The organism is Zoogloea sp. GW822-FHT05C07, assembly GCF_058800215.1.
Window position 1 is genome coordinate 2453454 of sequence record NZ_CM179510.1, and the last position, 19108, is coordinate 2472561.

The 19108-nt window shown below is 67.8% G+C and carries 16 protein-coding genes; 12 read left to right on the plus strand and 4 right to left on the minus strand.

Going from position 1 to position 19108, the window contains the following annotated elements; all coding sequences use genetic code 11:
• Nucleotides 1-120: 120 nt before the first annotated feature.
• The 3 genes from AC3QL2_RS11590 to AC3QL2_RS11600 form a co-directional block, all read right to left on the minus strand.
• Nucleotides 121-1251: an aminomethyl transferase family protein gene (locus AC3QL2_RS11590; protein WP_493235946.1), complete on the minus strand. Its 1131-nt coding sequence runs from the start codon at nucleotides 1249-1251 to the stop codon at nucleotides 121-123.
• 187 nt (nucleotides 1252-1438) lie between these two features.
• A complete protein-coding gene (locus AC3QL2_RS11595) occupies nucleotides 1439-2116 on the minus strand; it encodes a response regulator (protein WP_493235945.1) in 678 nt (225 codons plus the stop codon).
• Nucleotides 2100-3698: an ATP-binding protein gene (locus AC3QL2_RS11600; protein ID WP_493235944.1), complete on the minus strand. Its 1599-nt coding sequence runs from the start codon at nucleotides 3696-3698 to the stop codon at nucleotides 2100-2102. The genes AC3QL2_RS11595 and AC3QL2_RS11600 overlap by 17 nt, the downstream gene beginning before the upstream one ends.
• Nucleotides 3699-3856: 158 nt before the next feature.
• On the opposite strand from AC3QL2_RS11600, the gene AC3QL2_RS11605 reads away from it, so the two are divergent.
• The 12 genes from AC3QL2_RS11605 to AC3QL2_RS11660 all read left to right on the plus strand — a co-directional run bounded on the left by AC3QL2_RS11605 (nucleotide 3857) and on the right by AC3QL2_RS11660 (nucleotide 17632).
• Nucleotides 3857-5662, plus strand: a complete 1806-nt coding sequence (locus AC3QL2_RS11605) for a sensor domain-containing diguanylate cyclase (RefSeq protein ID WP_493235943.1) — start codon at nucleotides 3857-3859, stop codon at nucleotides 5660-5662.
• 254 nt (nucleotides 5663-5916) lie between these two features.
• The gene (gene rsxG, locus AC3QL2_RS11610; protein ID WP_493235942.1) at nucleotides 5917-6555 is read left to right on the plus strand and encodes an electron transport complex subunit RsxG; all 639 of its coding nucleotides are present in this window, start codon (nucleotides 5917-5919) and stop codon (nucleotides 6553-6555) included.
• Nucleotide 6556: 1 nt separating this feature from the next.
• Nucleotides 6557-7243, plus strand: a complete 687-nt coding sequence (locus AC3QL2_RS11615; protein WP_493235941.1) for an electron transport complex subunit E — start codon at nucleotides 6557-6559, stop codon at nucleotides 7241-7243.
• A gap of 29 nt (nucleotides 7244-7272) precedes the next feature.
• Nucleotides 7273-7794: a SoxR reducing system RseC family protein gene (locus tag AC3QL2_RS11620; RefSeq protein ID WP_493235940.1), complete on the plus strand. Its 522-nt coding sequence runs from the start codon at nucleotides 7273-7275 to the stop codon at nucleotides 7792-7794.
• Between the two features lie 15 nt (nucleotides 7795-7809).
• Nucleotides 7810-8391 carry an electron transport complex subunit RsxA gene (gene rsxA, locus AC3QL2_RS11625; protein WP_493235939.1) on the plus strand — a complete coding sequence of 194 codons (582 nt, stop codon included), beginning with the start codon at nucleotides 7810-7812 and terminating at the stop codon, nucleotides 8389-8391.
• 28 nt (nucleotides 8392-8419) lie between these two features.
• Nucleotides 8420-8953, plus strand: coding sequence for an RnfABCDGE type electron transport complex subunit B (locus AC3QL2_RS11630; RefSeq protein WP_493235938.1), 534 nt, complete (start codon nucleotides 8420-8422; stop codon nucleotides 8951-8953).
• Between the two features lie 10 nt (nucleotides 8954-8963).
• Nucleotides 8964-10484 carry an electron transport complex subunit RsxC gene (rsxC, locus tag AC3QL2_RS11635; RefSeq protein ID WP_481120452.1) on the plus strand — a complete coding sequence of 507 codons (1521 nt, stop codon included), beginning with the start codon at nucleotides 8964-8966 and terminating at the stop codon, nucleotides 10482-10484.
• Complete coding sequence (locus AC3QL2_RS11640) at nucleotides 10481-11554, plus strand: RnfABCDGE type electron transport complex subunit D (RefSeq protein WP_493235937.1); 1074 nt, start codon at nucleotides 10481-10483, stop codon at nucleotides 11552-11554. The genes rsxC and AC3QL2_RS11640 overlap by 4 nt, the downstream gene beginning before the upstream one ends.
• 110 nt (nucleotides 11555-11664) lie before the next feature.
• A complete protein-coding gene (locus tag AC3QL2_RS11645) occupies nucleotides 11665-12957 on the plus strand; it encodes an ATP-binding protein (RefSeq protein ID WP_493235936.1) in 1293 nt (430 codons plus the stop codon).
• Between the two features lie 5 nt (nucleotides 12958-12962).
• Complete coding sequence (locus AC3QL2_RS11650; protein WP_493235935.1) at nucleotides 12963-13652, plus strand: response regulator; 690 nt, start codon at nucleotides 12963-12965, stop codon at nucleotides 13650-13652.
• A gap of 145 nt (nucleotides 13653-13797) precedes the next feature.
• The gene (locus tag AC3QL2_RS11655; protein ID WP_493235934.1) at nucleotides 13798-14598 is read left to right on the plus strand and encodes a substrate-binding periplasmic protein; all 801 of its coding nucleotides are present in this window, start codon (nucleotides 13798-13800) and stop codon (nucleotides 14596-14598) included.
• Between the two features lie 13 nt (nucleotides 14599-14611).
• The gene (locus AC3QL2_RS11660; RefSeq protein WP_493235933.1) at nucleotides 14612-17632 is read left to right on the plus strand and encodes a bifunctional diguanylate cyclase/phosphodiesterase; all 3021 of its coding nucleotides are present in this window, start codon (nucleotides 14612-14614) and stop codon (nucleotides 17630-17632) included.
• A 20-nt stretch (nucleotides 17633-17652) separates the two neighbouring features.
• Here the strand turns inward: AC3QL2_RS11660 and pdxR are convergent, their stop codons facing one another.
• A complete protein-coding gene (pdxR, locus tag AC3QL2_RS11665; RefSeq protein ID WP_493235931.1) occupies nucleotides 17653-19104 on the minus strand; it encodes a MocR-like pyridoxine biosynthesis transcription factor PdxR in 1452 nt (483 codons plus the stop codon).
• Between the last annotated feature and the right edge of the window lie 4 nt (nucleotides 19105-19108).

The following is a 19108-nucleotide window of genomic DNA, read 5'->3' on the forward strand; positions in this document are numbered from 1 at the left end:
GGCCTCTGACGGGCCATCGGGGGCTGCGTGAGGCAGCCCCGTGGGGGCGAATTCATTCGCCTGCGGACTTGATCACGCGACGGAGGGCGAATGGCATCGCCCCCACGGATATCCGGGCGTTCAGCCCTTGGCAGTGCGCTTGATCTTGTCCGGGTCGTCGAAGGGCAGCGTGTGGGTCGTTGCGCCGCATTCGAGGCTGGGGCCGCGCAACTGCAGCTTGCGGCCGGCAACGGCGTAAGCAGGGTCGAGGCGGACGATGGCCATCGAGCGCTCTACCAGCCGCGAATACACTCCACAGGTGACGAAGCCCACCTTGGTGTCGCCGTCGTAGAGGGCGTCGCCGGCCTGGGCTGCCTGCTTGCTGGCCAGCTCTACACCAAAGATCTTGAAGCGCTCCTTGCCCTGCAGACGGTAGTGCTCGGCGGCACCGCGGAACTCCTTCTTGCCCGGCGACACGGTGAAGTCCAGGCCCAGTTCCCACAGGCTGTCGCCGATCGGTTCGCCGTCCATCGGGTACATGTCGGAGTTGTCGTAGGGGTAGAACAGCAGGTAGCTCTCCACCCGCAGCCAGTCGAGGGCCGTAAAGGAGCAGGGCATGATGCCCATTTCCTTGCCTTCGGCGACGATGGTGTCCCAGATCAGCGGGGCGTCGGCGGCCTTACAGAAGATCTCGTAGCCGCGCTCGCCGGTGTAGCCGGTGCGGGACAGCATCACCGGACGGCCGAAGAGGGTCGTCTGCATGTGGTGGAAGTAGGGCAGCTCACGGATGCCCGGCACGTGCCTGGCGAGAAAATCGACGGCCATCGGCCCTTGCAGGGACAGGTCGTGCAGGTCGTCGTCGAACAGCACCACCACGTTGCGACCGACCGCTGCGCGGGTCAGGATCTCGTGACCTGCGCCGGAACCGTGCACCACCATGAAGGCGTTGGGGCCGTTACGGTAGATCACGCAGTCGTCGATGAACTTGCCGGCCTCGTTGAGCATGCAGGCATAGACCGACTTGCCCGGGTAGAGCCTGCTGACGTTGCGGGTGGTGGCGAAGTTGATCAGCGCCTCGGCGTGGGGGCCGATGATGTGCATTTTCTTGAGGCCCGACACGTCCATCAGGCCGGCACGGGTGCGGATCGCCGCGTGCTCGTCGGCCAGATCGGTCCGGTAGGTCCAGGCGGTACCCATGCCATTCCAGTCTTCGAGGCTGGAACCAAGGGCGCGGTGGCGGTCGGCGAGGACCGAGAGTCTCCATGAACTCATCTGCAACTCCTAATCGAAAAGGGATGAAGCTTGAGTTCATTAGGCCAGCCGGGCCGGCGCCGGAAAATACTACTCTGGTACTACTTCAAGGCGGAGGGCATGGCCCGCCGGGGCGAAATTCGCCCGCCCGTGCGGGATGATCTGCAGACGGAAATTGGGGGACAGGAGTCGGAGCCCGGTCCAGTCTTCAGGACGGCCGGCTCTCCTCCTGGCGCAGTTCGCGCAGCCACACGGCGGCTTCGAAGCGGTTGCGCAGGTTGAGTTTCTGCAGCACGTGCTTCACGTGGACCTTTACGGTGCTCTCGGCGATGCCCAGCGAGCGGGCGACGATCTTGTTCGATGCGCCCTTGGAGACCAGCTCGAGGGTTTCCTGCTCCCGCGCGGTGAGGGAGGCCCAGCCGGCGTCGATGCTCTCCCGGCTCGGTGGTTGGGGTTTGGCCAGAATGCCGCCGACCTCGGCCGACAGCACGGTACCGCCTGCCGCCACCTGGCGCAGCTTCAGGCAGAACTCGTCGGGCTCCATGTCCTTCAGCAGATAGCCGCTGGCGCCGGCCTTCAGCGCTTCCATCACGTCGAAGCTGGAGTCGGACACGGTGAGCATCACCAGCCGCGTTGCCGAGCCGGCGGTTTTCAGTGCGCGGACTACCGAGATGCCGTCGAGGCCCTTCATGTGCAGGTCCACCAGGGCCACATCGGGTTGGTGGGTCAGTACGGCTTCGATGCCGTCGGCGCCGCAAGCGGCTTCGGCGACCACGTGGAGGTCGCCGTACATGGAGAGCAGCTGGCCGATGCCCTTGCGGAAGAGGGCGTGGTCGTCCACCACCACCAGGCGGATCGGCGGCGTGTCGTCAGTGGGGCTGTGCATGGGGGCTGTCCCTGTCGGATGCGAATGGGGGAGAAGACGGAGGAGGCCCGGCCCGCGGGCGGAAGCGCAGCTCCACGCGGGTGCCGCGCCCGCTGGGGCCGGGCTGCAGGTCCAGGTTGCCGGCCAGCTGCCGGGCCCGGTCGTGCATGATCGAGACGCCGTGATGGCCTTCGCCGCCGCTGCCGGCTGCCATCCCGCGGCCGTCGTCGTCCACCTGCACGACCACCACGCCGGCTTCGCAATCCAAGCGGATCAGCGCGTGCTCGGCGCGGGCATGGCGGATCACGTTGGTCAGCGCCTCGCGGACGATCTGCAGCAGATGAAATTCCTCGTTGACCGACAGCGGCGTGTCACCGAGCCGGTAGTCGAGGCCGATCTCGGTGCCAGCGCGGGCCGACAATTCCTCCACTACTTCGCGGATGGCCTGCTGCAGGCCGCCGGGCGGCATGCTGGTGCGGAAGGCCGACAGCAGCTCGCGCAGGTGGCGGTAGGCGCTGTCGAGGCCGGTCTTGATGTCGCCGGAGATCTCCAGCACCTTGCCGCCGGGCGTGCAGGCACCACAACTGCGCCCGATCTCCAACTGCAGGCGGGCGATCTGCAGCTTCATGTAGGACAAGGCCTGGGCCAGCGAGTCGTGCAGTTCGCCGGCGATCGCGTTGCGCTCGTCCATCAGGGCCAGCCGGCGGCGGCGCTGGGTGCGCTGCAGGCTGCCGAGGGACAGCGCGAACAGGCTGGCGACCGCATCCACCAGCCGGCTGTAGCGGCTTTCGAAGAGCACGTCGCTGCGCGCCTCCACCACCAGGATGCCGTAGATGCCGTCGGCGTCGCGGACAGGCACCGCCAGCTCGACCCGCTCACCATCCGCGTGGATCGCCTGGCGGCGCAGCCCGCCCTTGCGGGCCAGGGTTTCCGCGTCGAACTCGTCGAGCAAGCTTGCCAGCCGCGGCGCGCCCAGTCGGGTCGGCACGCCCAGGCTTTCGGCGAGGGGCGTCAGCAGGCCCAGCGAACAGCTGCGGGCGCGCAGGCAGTCGGCCATGTCCTCCAGCAAGGCGGTCAGCCACTGGGTGCTGGCGTTGTTTTCGGCCAAGCAGGTACAGGCGCGGTAGATGAATTCCAGCGAGCGGGTGGCGAAGCGTTCTTGTTCAAGGGCGTGGCGGGACAGGCGTTCGCTGTCGGCGACGCGGCAGGCCAGCTGGGCCGACACGCCGTCCAGCGCGCGTATCAGCCGGTCGAGCTCGTCGGTCCCGCCGACCGGCCCGTCCGCACCGACCGTGTGCGCGGCCAGGCGGGCCAGCGCACAGTCGGTGCGTTGCGCCAGGGCCCGGTAGGCAATGCGCAGCGTGATCGCACAGCCGATCACGAAGGCCAGCGCCAGCACGATCTCCATCAGTTCGATGCCCGCCAGCCGGCTGGCCGCCAGGCTGCCGGGGGCTGCGCGGGCCGCTTCCTCCAGGCGGCCGGCGGCCCCGGCGCTGAGGAACAAGGCCGCGCACAGGCTGGCCAGGCAGCTCAGCATGAGGCTCAGGCGGGACAGGAGCGGGTAGCGTTTCAGCACGTAAGCGTCGTTGGCGGTGGGGAGCATCAGTCGATAAGCCGTTCTCTTTAAGCAACTTTTGCGCCTTATGGGAAACGGCTGTTTTCGTTTCCGATCGACTCCATGCCATGCAGGATGGAGTGAATCCTGCTTGATGCGGGTGCTGCCCCGTGCAGGTGCGGCGCTCACGCTTACGGATTCCCGCCATGACCCTCTATCTATTTGCGACGCTGCTGGTTTCGGTGCTGGCCGTCATCGTTTGCGGCGACGCCGGGCGCCAGCCTCCGGTCCTCACGATGCTGCCGCTGCTCCCCGGGCTGGCGTGGACCGCGTTGCGCTTTGGCGGCCGGCGTCTCGCCGCGGCCCGGCCCGATGGCCCGGCGCTGGTCGACCCGTCCCTCAGCCAGTTTGCCGAGCACAGCGGCCAGCCGGCGGTGCTCGCTGAGAACGGGCGCATCGCCCACGCCAATCGGGCGCTGCTCAAGGCGCTCGGCCTGGAAGAGCGCGGCGATGAGCTGATCGGCATGCCCCTCGACAACATCGTGCATCCCAAGCATCAGGGACGGCTGGTCGAACTGCTGGCCGCCGACACCCCGGTCAGCGATGGCGTGATCACGCTGCTGCGTGCCGACGGCGTGTCCTGGCCGGCGCGGGTCAGCCTGTTTCGGGCCGATGGTTCGCCGATGGCGCTGCTGCATTTCTCCCTGCCGGAAGACGACGGCAGCGCGGCGGACCACCAGTGGGGCAACCGCTTCGCCCACGGCGCCGCGGAGATCCTGTTCACGCTGGATGCCCAATTGCACGTGGCCTATCTCAATTCCCGCTGGGAGCGGACCACCGGCCGACCGGCGGCGGACAGCCTCGGCACGCCCTTCCTGCAGCTCTTTCCGGTGGAAGACCGCGCCGCGCTGACCAAAGGTCTGCGCCAGCTGCAGGCCGGCGAACGGGACGGGCTGACGCTGGAAGTCCGCCTGCTTGCCGCCCGCACGTCGGGCCCGCGCTGGGTGGAGCTGCGCGCCTGGCCGGTTGAGCTGCCGCCGGGCGGCGAGGCCGGTATTGCCGGCATGCTCCTCGACATCGACCAGCGGCGGCGCGGCGAAGAAGCCCTGCGTGCGCAGCGGCGCAGCCTGCATACCATGCTCGACAACCTGCCGGGGATGATCTACCGGGGACAGAACGACAAGGAGTGGACGATGGAGTTCGTCAGCGAGGGCTGTTTCGAGCTGACCGGCTACACGCCGCTGGAACTGGTGGATAACCGCTCCGCCAGTTTCGCCGACCTGATCCACCCGGAGGACCGGGATTTCGTCTGGAACTACGTGCAGATGCGCTTGGCCCGGCGCGAGCGCTACGAGCTCAGCTACCGCATCGTCGACCGGGACGGCCAGACCCGCTGGGTATGGGAGCAGGGGCGCGGCATTCATTCCAGCCGCGGCGAATTCCTCGGCCTGGAAGGCTTCATCACCGACGTCAGCAGCAGCCGCGAAGCCCAGGAGGAAGCCCGCCGCCGCCTGTTCTTCGACAACGCCACCGGCCTGCTCGGCTTCAGCCTGTTTCTCGACCGCCTGCAGCACGTGTTCGTCCATTCGACGATCGCCGGTTATCCCTTCATGGTGGTGCACCTGGCCATTCCGTCGCTGGAACGGATCGTCGCCGAACATGGCGCGGCGATGGCCGAGCGGGTGCTGGTGGAAAGCGGCAAGCGCCTGCGCGTGCTGCACAGCGACTGCAACTGCGTGACTCGCCACGGCAGCGGCTTCGCGGTGCTGATCGCCGACTTCCGCCCGGCGGCGCTGACCTGGGCCGGAGCACTGCCCGACGAGCCAGCCTCGCCGCCGGGGCGCGCCCGCCTGACGGCTGCCCTCGTCGCGCTGCTCGGCCATCCGCTGCGCATCGACGGCCATGCCATCGGGCTCGACATCGCGGTCGGCGAGGCGTCCGGCCAGGCCGCCTGCGCCGACGCCCAGGCGCTGTTGATCGAGGCCGCGCGGAGCGCCCAAACGCCCGTCTGAAGGGGCTGTTTACGCATCCTTTATAGGTGGCCCGCCTAAAAAGGACCGTAAAACAAGGCTTTGTCGTTTGTTGTCTTTATACGTGCGACAAACCGGGCCATGTAGCGTCTCCTCCACAAAACGTACCTTCGTGTCCGCTTTCCAAACCCCCGCAACGACTGTAAAACACTGCAATTCCGGGCCTTCCGGCGCATCCGCGAGTCCTTGGCACAAGACCTGCTAAATCAGGGCAAACCCCCTTATTTCGACAGATCATGAACGCCACGCACGATTCGCCGATTGCTCCGGTCGCCGTCAAGCCAAAGCCCTATATCCACGGGGTGATCCTGTTCGCCTTCTGTCTCGGCTTCGGTCTGGTGATGGCGCTGACCAACGATGTCACCCTCGACGACATCGCCGCCCGCGCCCTCGAGGACAAGCAGAACTCCCTCAGCCAGGTCCTGCCCGACAACATCCACGACAACAACCCGGTCCTCGACACCCTCACCGTCAAGAACGAAGAGGGCAAGGAAATCACCGTCTACCGCGCCCGCAAGGACAAGCAGGTGACCGGCGTGGCCTACGAGATCTTCGGCACCGGCTACGCCGGCGAGATCCGCCTGATGATGGGCATCGACGCTGGCGGCAAGCTGCTCGGCGTGCGCGTGCTGGCCCACAAGGAAACCCCGGGCCTGGGCGACAAGATCGAGGCGAAGAAGGGCCCGTGGATCGAGCGTTTCACCGGCCTGTCGCTGGGCAATCCGTCCATTGAGCGCTGGAAGGTCAAGAAGGATGGTGGGGATTTCGACCAGTTCGCCGGCGCGACGATCACGCCGCGCGGCGTGGTGGCCGCCATACGGCGCGGACAGGAATTCTATGCCGCGAACAAGGACAAGCTGACCGGGAGCAATTGAAATGTCGAACGCCGAAAACTCGAACCAGTATTCCACCATCGTCAAGGATGGTCTGTGGGACAACAACGGGGTCTTCAGCATGCTGCTCGGCATGTGCCCGACGATGGCCATGACGACCAGCGCCACCAACGGCTTCGGCATGGGGCTCGCCACCGCCGTCGTGATGGGCGCCTCGAGCTACCTGGTGGCGGTGTTCCGCAACCAGATCACCACCGAAGTGCGGATTCCGGTCTATATCCTGATCGTCGCCGCCATGGTGACCCTCGTCGATTTGGCGATGAACGCCTGGATGCATGAGCTCTATAAGGTGCTCGGCCTGTTCATCCCGCTGATCGTCTCCAACTGTCTGCCGCTGGCCCGGCTGGAGGCCTTCGCCGCCAAGCAGCCCGCGTTCCCAGCCCTGCTCGACGGCCTGTTCATGGGCCTCGGCTTCACCATCGCGCTGACCGTGATCGGTGCGGTGCGGGAAATCATCGGCTCCGGCACGCTGTTCGCCGACGCCTCGCTGCTGCTTGGCAACTCCTTCAAGGTCATCGAGATGCGCCTGCTGCCCGCCGACATGGGCGTGCTGATGATGATCCTGCCGCCGGGCGGCTTCATCGTCACCGGTCTGCTGGTGGTGGCCAAGCGCGTGCTCGACCTGCGTGCCGGCAAGGAAATCCAGATGGCCGGCGCCCACGCGGTCTGAGTCGCCACCCCCTGACAGCCATCCCGATCATGAACGCCACCCGCGAGATCGCCAGCATGAGCCAGGACTCCAGCACCCCGATGGTGGAAGGCATCGCCCGCGTCGTCCGCGTCGAGCCGGGCTGGGCCTGGCTCGAGCCGGAGCAGACCACCAGCTGCGGCAGTTGCGCCTCCAGCGCCAGCTGCGGCAGCCACAGCGCGGCCGGCATCGGCTCGGTCGCCAGCCGCATCCAGGCCCGCCGTTTCCGCCTCGACAACCCGTCGAGCCCCGGCGAGCTGCGCGAGGGCGAGCGGATCGTGGTCGGCGTCCATAACAGCGCGCTGCTGAAGGCCGCGGCACTGGCCTACGGCTTCCCGCTGCTGGCGGCTCTGTGCGGCGGCGGCCTGGCGCAGTCGGCCTACGAGAGCGATCCGTTGTCCATGCTCGGCGTGGCCGCCGGCCTGGCCTTCGGGCTGCTGGTGGCGCGTATCGGCGCCCACCGCCTGGCCGTGCGCGGCGAGGCGACCCCCCGTTTTCTGCGTCGGGCGCGCCCCGACGAAACCTGCAAATAGGCTTGGGACAAGACCATGAAAGAATTTGCCATGATCATGATCAGCGCTGCGCTGGTCAATAACGTGATCCTCGCCCGCTTCCTCGGGCTGTGCTCCTTCATGGGGGTGACCACGCGCATCGATACCGCGGCGGGGATGGGCTTCGCGACGACCTTCGTGATCACCGTCTCGTCGATGGCCGACTGGGCCGTGCAAACCTACCTGCTCGACGCCTACGGGCTGGGCTTCCTGCGTACCGTGACCTTCATCCTGGTGATCGCCTCGGCGGTGCAATTCACCGAGATGACGATCAAGAAGGTCTCGCCCGAGCTGTTCCAGATGCTCGGTATCTACCTGCCGCTGATCACCACCAACTGCGCGGTGCTGGGCGTCGCCCTGCTGCTGGTCGAAGGGCACATGAGTTTCATCCACGCGACCCTGTTCGCCTTCGCGTCGTCCCTCGGCTACAGCCTGGTGATGGTGATCTTCGCCGGCCTGCGGGAACGCCTGGCGCTGGTCCAGGTGCCGCGCCTGTTCGCCGGCCCGCCGATCGCGTTCATCGTGGCCGGGATGCTGGCCATGGCCTTCATGGGGTTCTCGGGCATCGCCGCGAGCTAATCAGAAACCAGAAACGAGGACGATCATCATGTTGGTATCAGTCGGAAGCCTTTCCTTGATGGGTCTCGCCCTGGGTAGCATGCTCGGTACAGCGTCGCGCTACCTGGCAGTTGAAGAGAACCCGCTCGAAGCCGAGATCCAGGCCATGCTGCCGGGCTCCCAGTGCGGCCAGTGCGGCTACGTGGGCTGTGCCCAGGCTGCCGCCGCGCTGGCCAAGGGCGAAGCACAGGTAACCCTCTGCCCGCCGGGCGGCAAGGCCACCGCCGAGGCCCTGGCGGCCAAGCTGGGCATCAAGGTGGACCTCTCCGGGGTGGTGGATTCCGGCCCGCAGATCGCCGACGTGACCGAGGAGATCTGCATCGGCTGCAGCCGATGCCTGAAGGTCTGCCCGACCGACGCCATCATCGGTGCCGCCAAGCAGGTCCATAACGTGATCCGCGAAGCCTGTACCGGCTGCTCGTCCTGCGTGAACGTGTGCCCCACCGAAGCGCTGAGCCTGATGCCCATTCCGGTGACCCTGCAGCACTGGGTCTGGCCGCAACCCGCTTCTTCTGCCGCCTGAGTACGCCATCATGGGATTCCTCGACCGCTTCTTCAAAGAGCCCAGCTGGGGCGTACATCCGGACGACCACAAGCGTCCGGCCGCCGATGCCCCCCTGCGCATTCTGCCGACGCCCGAGCGCGTTTACATGCCCCTCAGCCAGCACGTCGGCGGCGCCGCGCGCCCGATCGTGGTGGTTGGCCAGAAGGTCCTCAAGGGCCAGCTGCTGGCCGACGCCCAGGGCAACATCTCGGCGCCGATCCATGCGCCGGTGTCGGGTACCGTGTTCTCCATCGGTGACGTGACCGCGCCGCACGCCTCGGGCCTGCCCTTCCGCGCCATCACCATCGAGTCCGACGGCCAGGACCGCTGGATCGATACCGACCTGGTCGCCGATCCCTTCGCGCTGGCGCCGGAAGACATCGCCCGCAAGGCCGCTGCAGCCGGCGTCGTCGGCCTCGGCGGCGCGACCTTCCCGTCGGCGGTCAAGTTCGCCCTCGGCAAGCGCCTCAAGGTGGAAACGCTGATCGTCAATGGCGGCGAGTGCGAGCCCTACCTGTCCAGCGACGACCGCATCATGCGCGACTTCGCCGACCAGGTCGTCGATGGCGTCCGCCTCGTCATGCATGCCATCGGCGCCAAAGAGGCGCTGGTCGGCATCGAGGACAACAAGCCGGAAGCCATCGCCGCGATGCGCAAGGCCGCCGCGTCCTTCTCCGAGGTGAAGATCTGCCCGGTGCCGACGCGCTACCCGATGGGCTCCGACAAGCAGCTGATCCAGACCCTCACCGGCAAGGAAGTGCCGTCCAACGCCCGCGCTGCGGAAGTCGGTGTGCTGGTCCACAACGTCTCCACCTGCGCCGCCGTGCATAAGGCCGTGCGCCTCGGCCAGCCGCTGGTGGAGCGCATCGTCACCCTCAACGGCGGGGCAATCGCCACGCCGGGCAATATCTATGCGCCGCTCGGCACGCTGGTCACCGACCTGCTGGCCTTCGTCGGCCTGAAGGGCGAGCCGGCCCGCCTGATCCTCGGCGGACCGATGATGGGCACGCCGCTGGCCCACGACCGCATCCCGCTGGTCAAGGGCGCCTCCGGCATCCTGGCCTTCAACGCCGCCGAAGCGGCCACGCCGGAAGCCGGCCCGTGCATCCGCTGCGGCACCTGCGCCGATGCCTGTCCGATGGGCCTGCTGCCGATGGAAATGGCGGCGCACATCCGCGTCGAGGATTTCGAAGGGGCGGAGGGCTACGCCCTCGGCGATTGCATCTCCTGCGGCTGCTGCGCCTACGTGTGCCCGTCGCACATCCCGCTGGTGCAGTACTTCAGCTACGCCAAGGGCGAGCTGATGGCCGCCGAGCGCGTCAAGCTGCGCACCGATGCCACCAAGCGCCTGGCCGAAGCCCGCACCGCGCGCATCGAACGGGAGAAACAGGAAAAGGCCGAAGCCGCCGCGCGCCGCAAGGCCGAGAAGGACGCTGCCGCGGCAGCCAAGGCGGCGGCTGCCAAGGCACCGGCCAAGGATAGCGGTCAGGCTCAAGGAGAAACGGTATGAACGAGAACCTCGGCAGTCCGGTCGCCGCACCGTACACCACCACCTCCAACAATCCCGGCCGCATCATGGCGACCGTGATGGTCGCGCTGGCCCCGTCCACGCTGTACGGCTTCTGGCTGTACGGCTGGCCGTCGATCTACCTGTGGCTGATCACCATCGCCTCGGCGATGCTCGGCGAGGCCTTCTTCCTGCGCGCCATGGACCGCCAGGCCAGCAAGGCGCTCACCGACGGCTCGGCGATCCTTACCGGCTGGCTGCTGGCGGTGTCCCTGCCGCCGTGGGCGCCGTGGTGGATCGGCGCCTTCGGTGGCCTGTTCGGCATCGTCCTTGGCAAGCATGTCTTCGGCGGCCTCGGCCAGAACCTCTTCAACCCGGCGATGGTGGCCCGCGTCGCGCTGCTGATCTCCTTCCCGGTGCAGATGACCTCCTGGGTCGGCGCCGCGCCGCTCTTTGCCGATGGCTCGCCGGGCCCGCTGGACGGCCTGGTGATCCTCTTCAAGGGCATTCCGGCGGCCTTCGATGCGATGACCAGCGCCACCACGCTGGGCTTCTCGAAGACCGAGATGTCCCGCGGCGTCGATCTGCTGCAGTCGGCGGCCCACGCGCCGGTCCTGTCGATGATCGGCGAGCGCGCCGGCAGCATGGGCGAGACGGCGGCCTGGCTGATCATCGCAGGCGGTCTGATGCTGATCGTCAAGCGCGTCATCAGCTGGCACATCCCGGTGGCCATGCTGGCCGGCGTTGCCTTGCCCGCCGCCGCGCTGAGCGCCTACGACCCGGCCCACTTCCTTGACGCCCAGACCCATCTGATGTCCGGCGGCGTAATGCTCGGTGCCTTCTTCATCGCCACCGACTACGTCACGTCCCCCAACTCACCGGTGGGGCGGCTGGTGTTCGGCTTCGGCTGCGGCCTGCTGACCTACGTGATCCGCACCTGGGCCGGCTATCCGGAAGGCGTGGCCTTCGCGGTGATGCTGATGAACGCGCTGACGCCGATCATCGACAGCCACTTCCGCCCCCGCATCTACGGCCGCAACCGCAAGGGGCTGCCGCTGCAAGTGGCGGATTGAGGCACCCATGCCGGGTTTCCTCCGAACGCCATGAGGATCCCGGCCGCCGCCCTTCCGTCCAGCCCGCAGCCCACCCGGCTGCGGGCTGTTTTCTTGGGGGCGGGCTGGCCATGGCGTGGGTGGCCCTGCTGCTGATGCTCGTGCTGATCCCGCTGAGCCGTGGCCCGGATATGACCGACACGCCTTATTTCCTGCCTGCCGCGCTGATGCTGGCGGTCGCGCTGACCGTCGGCCACACCACGCTCCGCCTGCGCCGCCACGCCGAGATCGCCGAGCGCAAGTCGCTGCTCAGCAAGACGCTCTACGAGTTCTCACGGGAGCTGTCCGCCGCGCTCACCGCGGCCGACGTGGCCGACACCACCTTCGCCTTCCTCGCCAGCGCCGTCGGGGCGCGCAACGCCCGCCTGATCCCGCCGGCGGAGTTCATCGCACCACCTTTTCCGGTGCGCGCCAGCCGCCTCGAGGCCTGCGTCGAGCAGGCGCGGCTGAACTGGGAGCCGCTGCCGGACGGCGCGCTGCACGCCCTGCTGCCCCTCGCCGCGGCCAGCGGCACCCAGGGCGTGCTGGCCTTCGAGGCGATGCCGGCGGTGGTGTCCCACCCGGATTTCGTCGAATACATCGAGACCGTCGCGTCCCTCGTTGCGGTGGCACTGGAGCGCTCGCGCTTCGCCGAGATGGCGCGGGAGACCGAGGTCCGGCACGCCTCCGAGGTGTTGCGCAGCTCCATCCTCGGCGCCCTGTCCCACGACTTGCGCACGCCGCTGGCGGCGCTGGTCAGCATGGCCGACACGGCGGCCCTCGGCAAAGCCTCGCCGGAGCGCCAGAAGCGCCTGCTGGAGGCGATCAGCAAGCAGGCCATGACGATCTGCCAGCAGATGATGAACCTCCTCGACATGGCCAAGCTGAGCTCTGGCAGCGTCGAGCTGAACCGTGCTTGGCAGCCGGTGGATGAAGTGGTCGGCGTGGTGCTGACGCAGATCCGCGGCCAGTGGCGCGACCGGGAGATCAGCGTCGACCTGCCGCGCAACCTGCCGCCGGTGTGCATCGATGCGGTGCTGATCGAGCGTGTGCTGTGGAATCTGCTGGAGAACGCCATCAAGTACGCGCCGGCCGACGCGCCGATCGAGCTGGCCGTGCGCCAGCTTGGCGACAGGCTGGAGATCAGCGTCAGCGATTCCGGCCCCGGCCTGCCGGACGGCGACGACGGCCGCCTGTTCAACCTGTTCCAGCGCGGCAGGCAGGAGTCGGATGTGGCCGGCGTCGGACTCGGGCTGGCCATCTCGCGTAGCATCGTCGACGCCCATGAAGGCGAGATCGGCGCGTCCAACCGCCTCGGCGGCGGGGCCTGCTTCCGCTTCACGCTGCCGATCGGCAATCCGCCGGACGTGCTGGCCCTGGGGTGACGGCGATGAGCGACAGCAAGACCATCCTGCTGGTGGAGGACGAGCGCCAGATGCGCGAGGCGGTGGCCACTGCGCTGGAGTGCGAGGGCTTCGCCGTCTGCGAGGCGGCCAGTGCCAGCCAGGCGGCGGTGGAGGCGGCGGCGCGGCGGCCGGAGGTGGTGATCCTCGACCTCGGCCTGCCGGACCGGGACGGCATCGATTTCATCCGCGACTACCGCGCCTGGTCGCCAACCCCGATCCTGGTGCTGTCGGCGCGCACCCAGGAGAAGAGCAAGGTCGAAGCCCTCGACGCCGGCGCCGACGACTACCTCACCAAGCCCTTCGGCATCGCCGAGCTGCTGGCCCGCGTGCGCGTGCTGCTGCGCCGCGGCCAGGCCATGCCCGCCGCGCCGGAGCCGAAGATCCGCTTCGGCGATTACGAGATCAACTGCGTCACGCGGGTCGTCGAACGGGCCGGCGAGGCCCTGCACCTGACCCAGATCGAATACCGCCTGCTGGTCTTCCTGGCCGCCAATCCGGGGCGGGTGATGACCCACCACCACCTGCTGACCCACATCTGGGGCGCCAAGGCCGCCGACAACCACCAGTACCTGCGGGTCTATGTCGGTCACCTGCGCCAGAAGATCGAAACCAGCCCGGCCTGCCCGCGCCATATCCTGACCGAGATCGGCGTCGGCTACCGTTTCGAGCCCTGAACGCCGTCGTATGACACATCCGTCACGGATCGGGGCGGATCCTCGCGTTTTCTGCCGCGACTTGTGCAGGCCCTTTTTCTACAATAGCGCGACATTCAGTGTGCCCAAATTGGTTTGACGCGTGCATCTCTCCATGGCTATCGAAATGAAGAGACTTCTTGTTGCTGTGGGGTGTGTCCTGCTGTGCGGGACGCCAGCGCTCGCGGAGAGCGGGCATCTCGAACGGATCAAGGCGGCTGGTGAGGTCCGCGTCTGCATCTGGCCCGACTACTACGGCATCTCCTACCGCAACCCGAAAACCCAGGCCCTCGACGGCATCGATGTGGACATGGCCAGGGCGCTCGCCCAGGAACTGGGCGTGCGGGTGAGTTTCATCGACAGCTCCTTCGCCCGGCTGATCGACGACATCACGCAGGACCGCTGCGACATCGCCATGTTCGCCATCGGGGTGACGCCGGCGCGGGCCGACAAGCTGCGCTTCACACGCCCGCACCTGGTCAGCGACATCTACGCCATCACCACTAGGAGCAACCGGCGCATCAAGACCTGGGACGACATCGACAAGCCGGGTGTCGTCGTGGCCGTCGCCAAGGGCACGCTGCACGAGCCGATCATGCGTGACAAGCTCCGCCACGCCACCCTGCTGGTCACCGATACGACCCAGGGCCGCGAGCAGGAGGTCGAATCGGGGCGCGCCGACGTGTTCATGACGGACTTCCCGTTCAGCCGCCGGATGCTCGAGACCACCGACTGGGCGCGCCTGGTGGCTCCGACGTCCAACTATCACCTGACGCCTTACGCCTATGCGATGCAGAAAGGGGACGACCGCTGGTATGCGCGGGTGGAACAGTTTCTCGACCGGGTCAAGCAGAACGGCCAGCTGATGAGCGCGATCAAGCGCCACCGGCTTGAGCCGATCGCCATTCGCGGACAGTCAGGCAACTAGTCTCCCCCGCCCCATGTCAGCCCAGGCCGGCCTCAGCCGGCGCTCCATCTTTTTGCTGGTCGTGCTGGTGGTGCTCCTCAGTGCCTGTAGCGCCACGGCCTACGGACTGTGGCGGCTGCGTGCCGAGCGCATTGACCGGCAGCTCGAAGCAGCCGGGATGACGGCCCGCACCTTCGAAAACCACCTGACCCAGAGCCTCAACGTCATCGAACGCAGCCTCGTTTACCTGGCGCTGGAGGGACAGAGCCAGGCCGGGTTGTCCCAGGCCCTACGCCATGCGCCTTATCTGCGTTCCGTTGCGGTGCTGGACGAGCAGGACAGGATCGCGGCCAGTACCGATTCCCGAAACCTCGGTGTCCTGCTACCCCGTGCCGATTTCCGGCCGGTGGCCGCTCGCCCGCTGGAGGTGCTGCGTGCCGGCCACACCGTGGGCGGCCGGGACTTCTACGATGCTAGCCCGGTGGGGGGGCGCGCACCGCTGGTCAGCTTCATTCCGGTCGCCCGCGACGTGCGCCTCGGTGAGGCGCGTTGGATGACGGTCACCGCCTCGATCAACACCGATTACTTCCTGAATTTCTACAGCGCGCACATCAGCCCGGAGCAGGGGGTGGTCGAGTTGCGCGGCTACGACGGCCGGTTGTTGCTGAGTACCGACGAGCAAGCCGTACCCGGCAGCCTGCGCCCCGGTGACGATCTGGCGAGCCGCCTCGCCGCTACGGAAGTCGGCCAGTTCGAGGAGCAGGGCGCAGACGGCCGGGCCATGCTCACCGCCTATCGGGCCTCACGGGCCTATCCTTTCGTGCTCAGCGTCCGCCTCGACAAGGAGCATGCCCTGGCGGTCTGGCATCAGGAGGCCATGCGTACCGCGACCATCGTTGGTGCGGTGCTGCTGGCCGCCTTGACGCTGGCGGGCCTGTATTTCATGCGCTTCGAGCGCCTTGCCCGGGAGCGTGAGTCGGAGCGCGCCCGTCTGCGCATTGCAGCCATCGCCTTCGAGTCCCAGGAAGGCATGGTCGTCACCAATGCCGCTGTCGAGGTCCTGCAGGTCAACAAGGCCTTCACCGCGATCACCGGCTTCCGGGCTGAGGAAGTCATCGGTCAATACATGAATTTCATGAAGTCGGGGATGCATGACGCCGACTTCTATGCTGCCGTCCGGACGAGTCTGGCGAGCACCGGGGCCTGGTCGGGGGAAATCCTCAACAAGCACCGGGACGGCTCGATCCATCCGCATTTCCTGACCATCACCGCGGTGTACGGCGATGAGGGCCAGCCCACCCATTACGTGGGGACGCTGACCGACATCACCGAGCGCAAGCGCGCCGAGATCGACCTGCGCATCGCGGCCATCGCCTTCGAGTCCCAGGAAGGCATGTTCATCGCCAATGCCGACCGTGTCATCCTGAAGGTGAACCGCGCCTTCACCGAGATCACCGGCTATGGCGAGGATGAAGCCATCGGGCAGACGCCGCGCCTGCTCCGTTCCGGCCGCCACGACGGCGAGTTCTACGCCGGCATGTACGCCAGCCTCGAGACGACCGGGATCTGGCAGGGCGAGATCTGGAACCGGCGCAAGAGCGGCGAGATCTTTCCGGAGTGGCTGACCATCACCGTCGTCCGCGACACGGCCGGACGGATCAGCCATTACGTGTCCGCACTTACCGACATCACCCTGCGCAAGGAAGCGGAATACGAGATCCAGAACCTCGCCTTCTACGACCCGCTGACCCGCCTGCCCAACCGCCGCCTCCTGCTCGACCGCCTCAAGCACGTGCTGGCCACGCTGGGCCGCAGCCAGCGCCAGGGGGCCCTGCTGTTCATCGACCTGGACAACTTCAAGACGCTCAACGACACCTTCGGCCACGACATGGGTGACCTGCTGCTCCAGCACGTGGCCCTGCGCCTGAGCGGTTGCGTGCGGGAGAGCGACACGGTGGCCCGCCTGGGCGGCGACGAATTCGTGGTGCTGCTCGACGATCTCCGCCCGGGCCGCCAGGATGCCGCCGCCCAGGCGCGCATCGTCGCTGACAAGATTCAGCAGAACCTCGACGAGCCCTACGACCTGGCTGGCCATGACTACCGCTGCACGCCGAGCATCGGTATCACGCTGATTGTCGATTCCGACAGCAGCTGCGAGGAGCTGATGAAACGCGCCGATCTGGCGCTGTACGGCGCCAAGGCTGCCGGCCGCGACACCATCCGCTTCTTCGACCCGGAGATGCAGGAGGCCGTCAGCTCGCGCGCGGCCCTCGAGAAAGACCTGCGCATCGGGCTGCTGGAGCAGCAGTTCCTGCTCTATTACCAGCCGCAGGTGGATGACCGGGGCAGCGTCATCGGCGCCGAGGCACTGGTCCGCTGGCAGCACCCCGGCCTCGGCCTGGTGGCCCCCGGCACCTTCATCCCGCTGGCCGAAGAAACCGGCCTGATCCTGCCCCTCGGCCAGTGGGTCCTGGAGACGGCCTGCCGCCAGCTCGCATGCTGGGCTGTCGTGCCGGGCCGGGAGCATATCGAGATCGCCGTGAATGTCAGCGTGCGGCAGTTCCGCCAGCCGGATTTCGTGGCCCAGGTCGAGGACGTGCTGGCCCGCACCGCGGCCGATCCGCACCGGCTCAAGCTGGAGCTGACCGAAAGCCTGATGCTCACCGACCTGGAGGAGGTCGTCGCCAAGATGGCCGCCCTGCGCAGCCGCGGCATCCGTTTCTCCCTCGACGATTTCGGCACCGGCTATTCGTCGCTGGCCTACCTCCGGCGCCTGCCGCTCGACCAGCTGAAGATCGACAAGGCCTTCGTCCATGACGTGCAGGCCAATCCCAACGACGCGGTGATTGCCCGCAGCATCGTCGCGCTGGCCCGCAACCTGGGCCTCAACGTCATCGCCGAAGGGGTGGAGACGCCGGAGCAGCACCAGTTCCTGGCCCGCCAGGGGTGCCCGGCCTACCAGGGCTACCTCTTCAGCCGACCCTTGCCGATCGACGAGTTCGAGCGCTTCCTGGGTAGCTGGAATGTCGCCAGCATCATCCGTCAGCGGGCCTGAGCCCGGGGCCGGTCGGGCGGCTAGACGAGGCTCGCCGCCCTCAGGCGCGCAACCAGTTCCGGGATGCGCTGCGTGTCGGCCACGCCATAGCCGAGGACCAGCCCGTTGCCCGCCGCCGCGCCGTCGGCGTAATAGCTGCTCAAGGGGCGGGTAATTACGCCCAATTCCCGCGCGGCCCGCGCAACCGCCTCGTCGGCCGGCCCGTCCGGCAGGCGCAGCACCAGGTGCAGCCCGGCCTGGCCGCCGAGGATGTGTTCCGGCGTGCCGAACGCGGCACCCAGCGCATCGCGCAGGGCCTGCTGGCGGGCGCGATACACCGGCGCCATGCGGCGCAGGTGGCGTGTCAGCTCGCCGCTGTCGAGGAAGCGGGCGAGGGCTCGCTGCTCCACGGATCGCCCGCTGCGGTACAGCGTGCCGATGGCTTCGCCGAGGGCCGCCACCGCCCAGCGCGGCACCACCATGTAGCCGATGCGCAAGCCGGGGTAGAGCAGCTTGCTGAAGGTGCCCACGTAGATCACCGGTGCATCCGGCCGCAGGCCCTGGATGGCCGGCAGCGGGCGGGCGCCTGGCTGGGCGTGGTTGAAGTCGCTGTCGTAGTCGTCCTCGATCAGCCAGCTACCGGGCGCCAGCTGGTTGAGGAAGGCCAGTCGGCGCTCCAGGCTCAGTACGCTGCCCAGCGGATACTGATGGGACGGCGTCAAAAAGAGCAGGCGCGGCGGATCGGTCCGCCACAAGTCCTCGTCCGGCGCCATGCCGTCCTCGTCCACCGGCACCCCGCGCACGCGCAGGCCGGCGGCCAGCATCGCGTTGCGAGCGTGGGGATAGCCCGGCTCCTCCATCCACACCGTGTCGCCCTCGTCGGCCAGCAGGTGGGCACAGGCATCCAGCGCCACCTGCCCACCCGCCACGATGAAGACCTGCTCCGGCGCGCACGCCACACCGCGCCGCGCCGACAGGAAGGCCGCCACCGCCCGGCGCAGGGCCGGCTCGCCGCCCGGTTCGGTATAGGCCAGCTGGCGTGCGCTGACCTCGCCCCAGGCCAGTTGCAGCAGCTTCGCCCAGCGCTGCCACGGAAAGGCGTTGAGATCGGCGATGCCCGGCGCGAAGGGCAGCGACGCGTCGCTCCGGTCGATGGGCGGCAGCTGCCGTCCGCGCCGGGACAGGATCTCCTGCCCGACCCGGGTTGCCGGCGCCGGGCCCGCCGCCAGCGGTAGCGCCGCCACCCGCGTGCCCTGGCGATCCGCCTCCAGGAAGCCTTCGGCGAGCAGTTGCTGGTAGGCGAACAGCACGCTGTTGCGGGCCATGCGGTAGTCCGTGGCGAGCTGGCGGCTGGCGGGCAGGCGCGTGCCCGGTGTCAGGCGGCCGTCGAGGATGGAGGCCTTGAGCAGGCGATACAGCCGTGACTGGCGCGGCTCACTGGCATCCGCCGCATCACGCAGCGGACCGAGGATCAGCTCCAGGTCGAGGGACATCGTG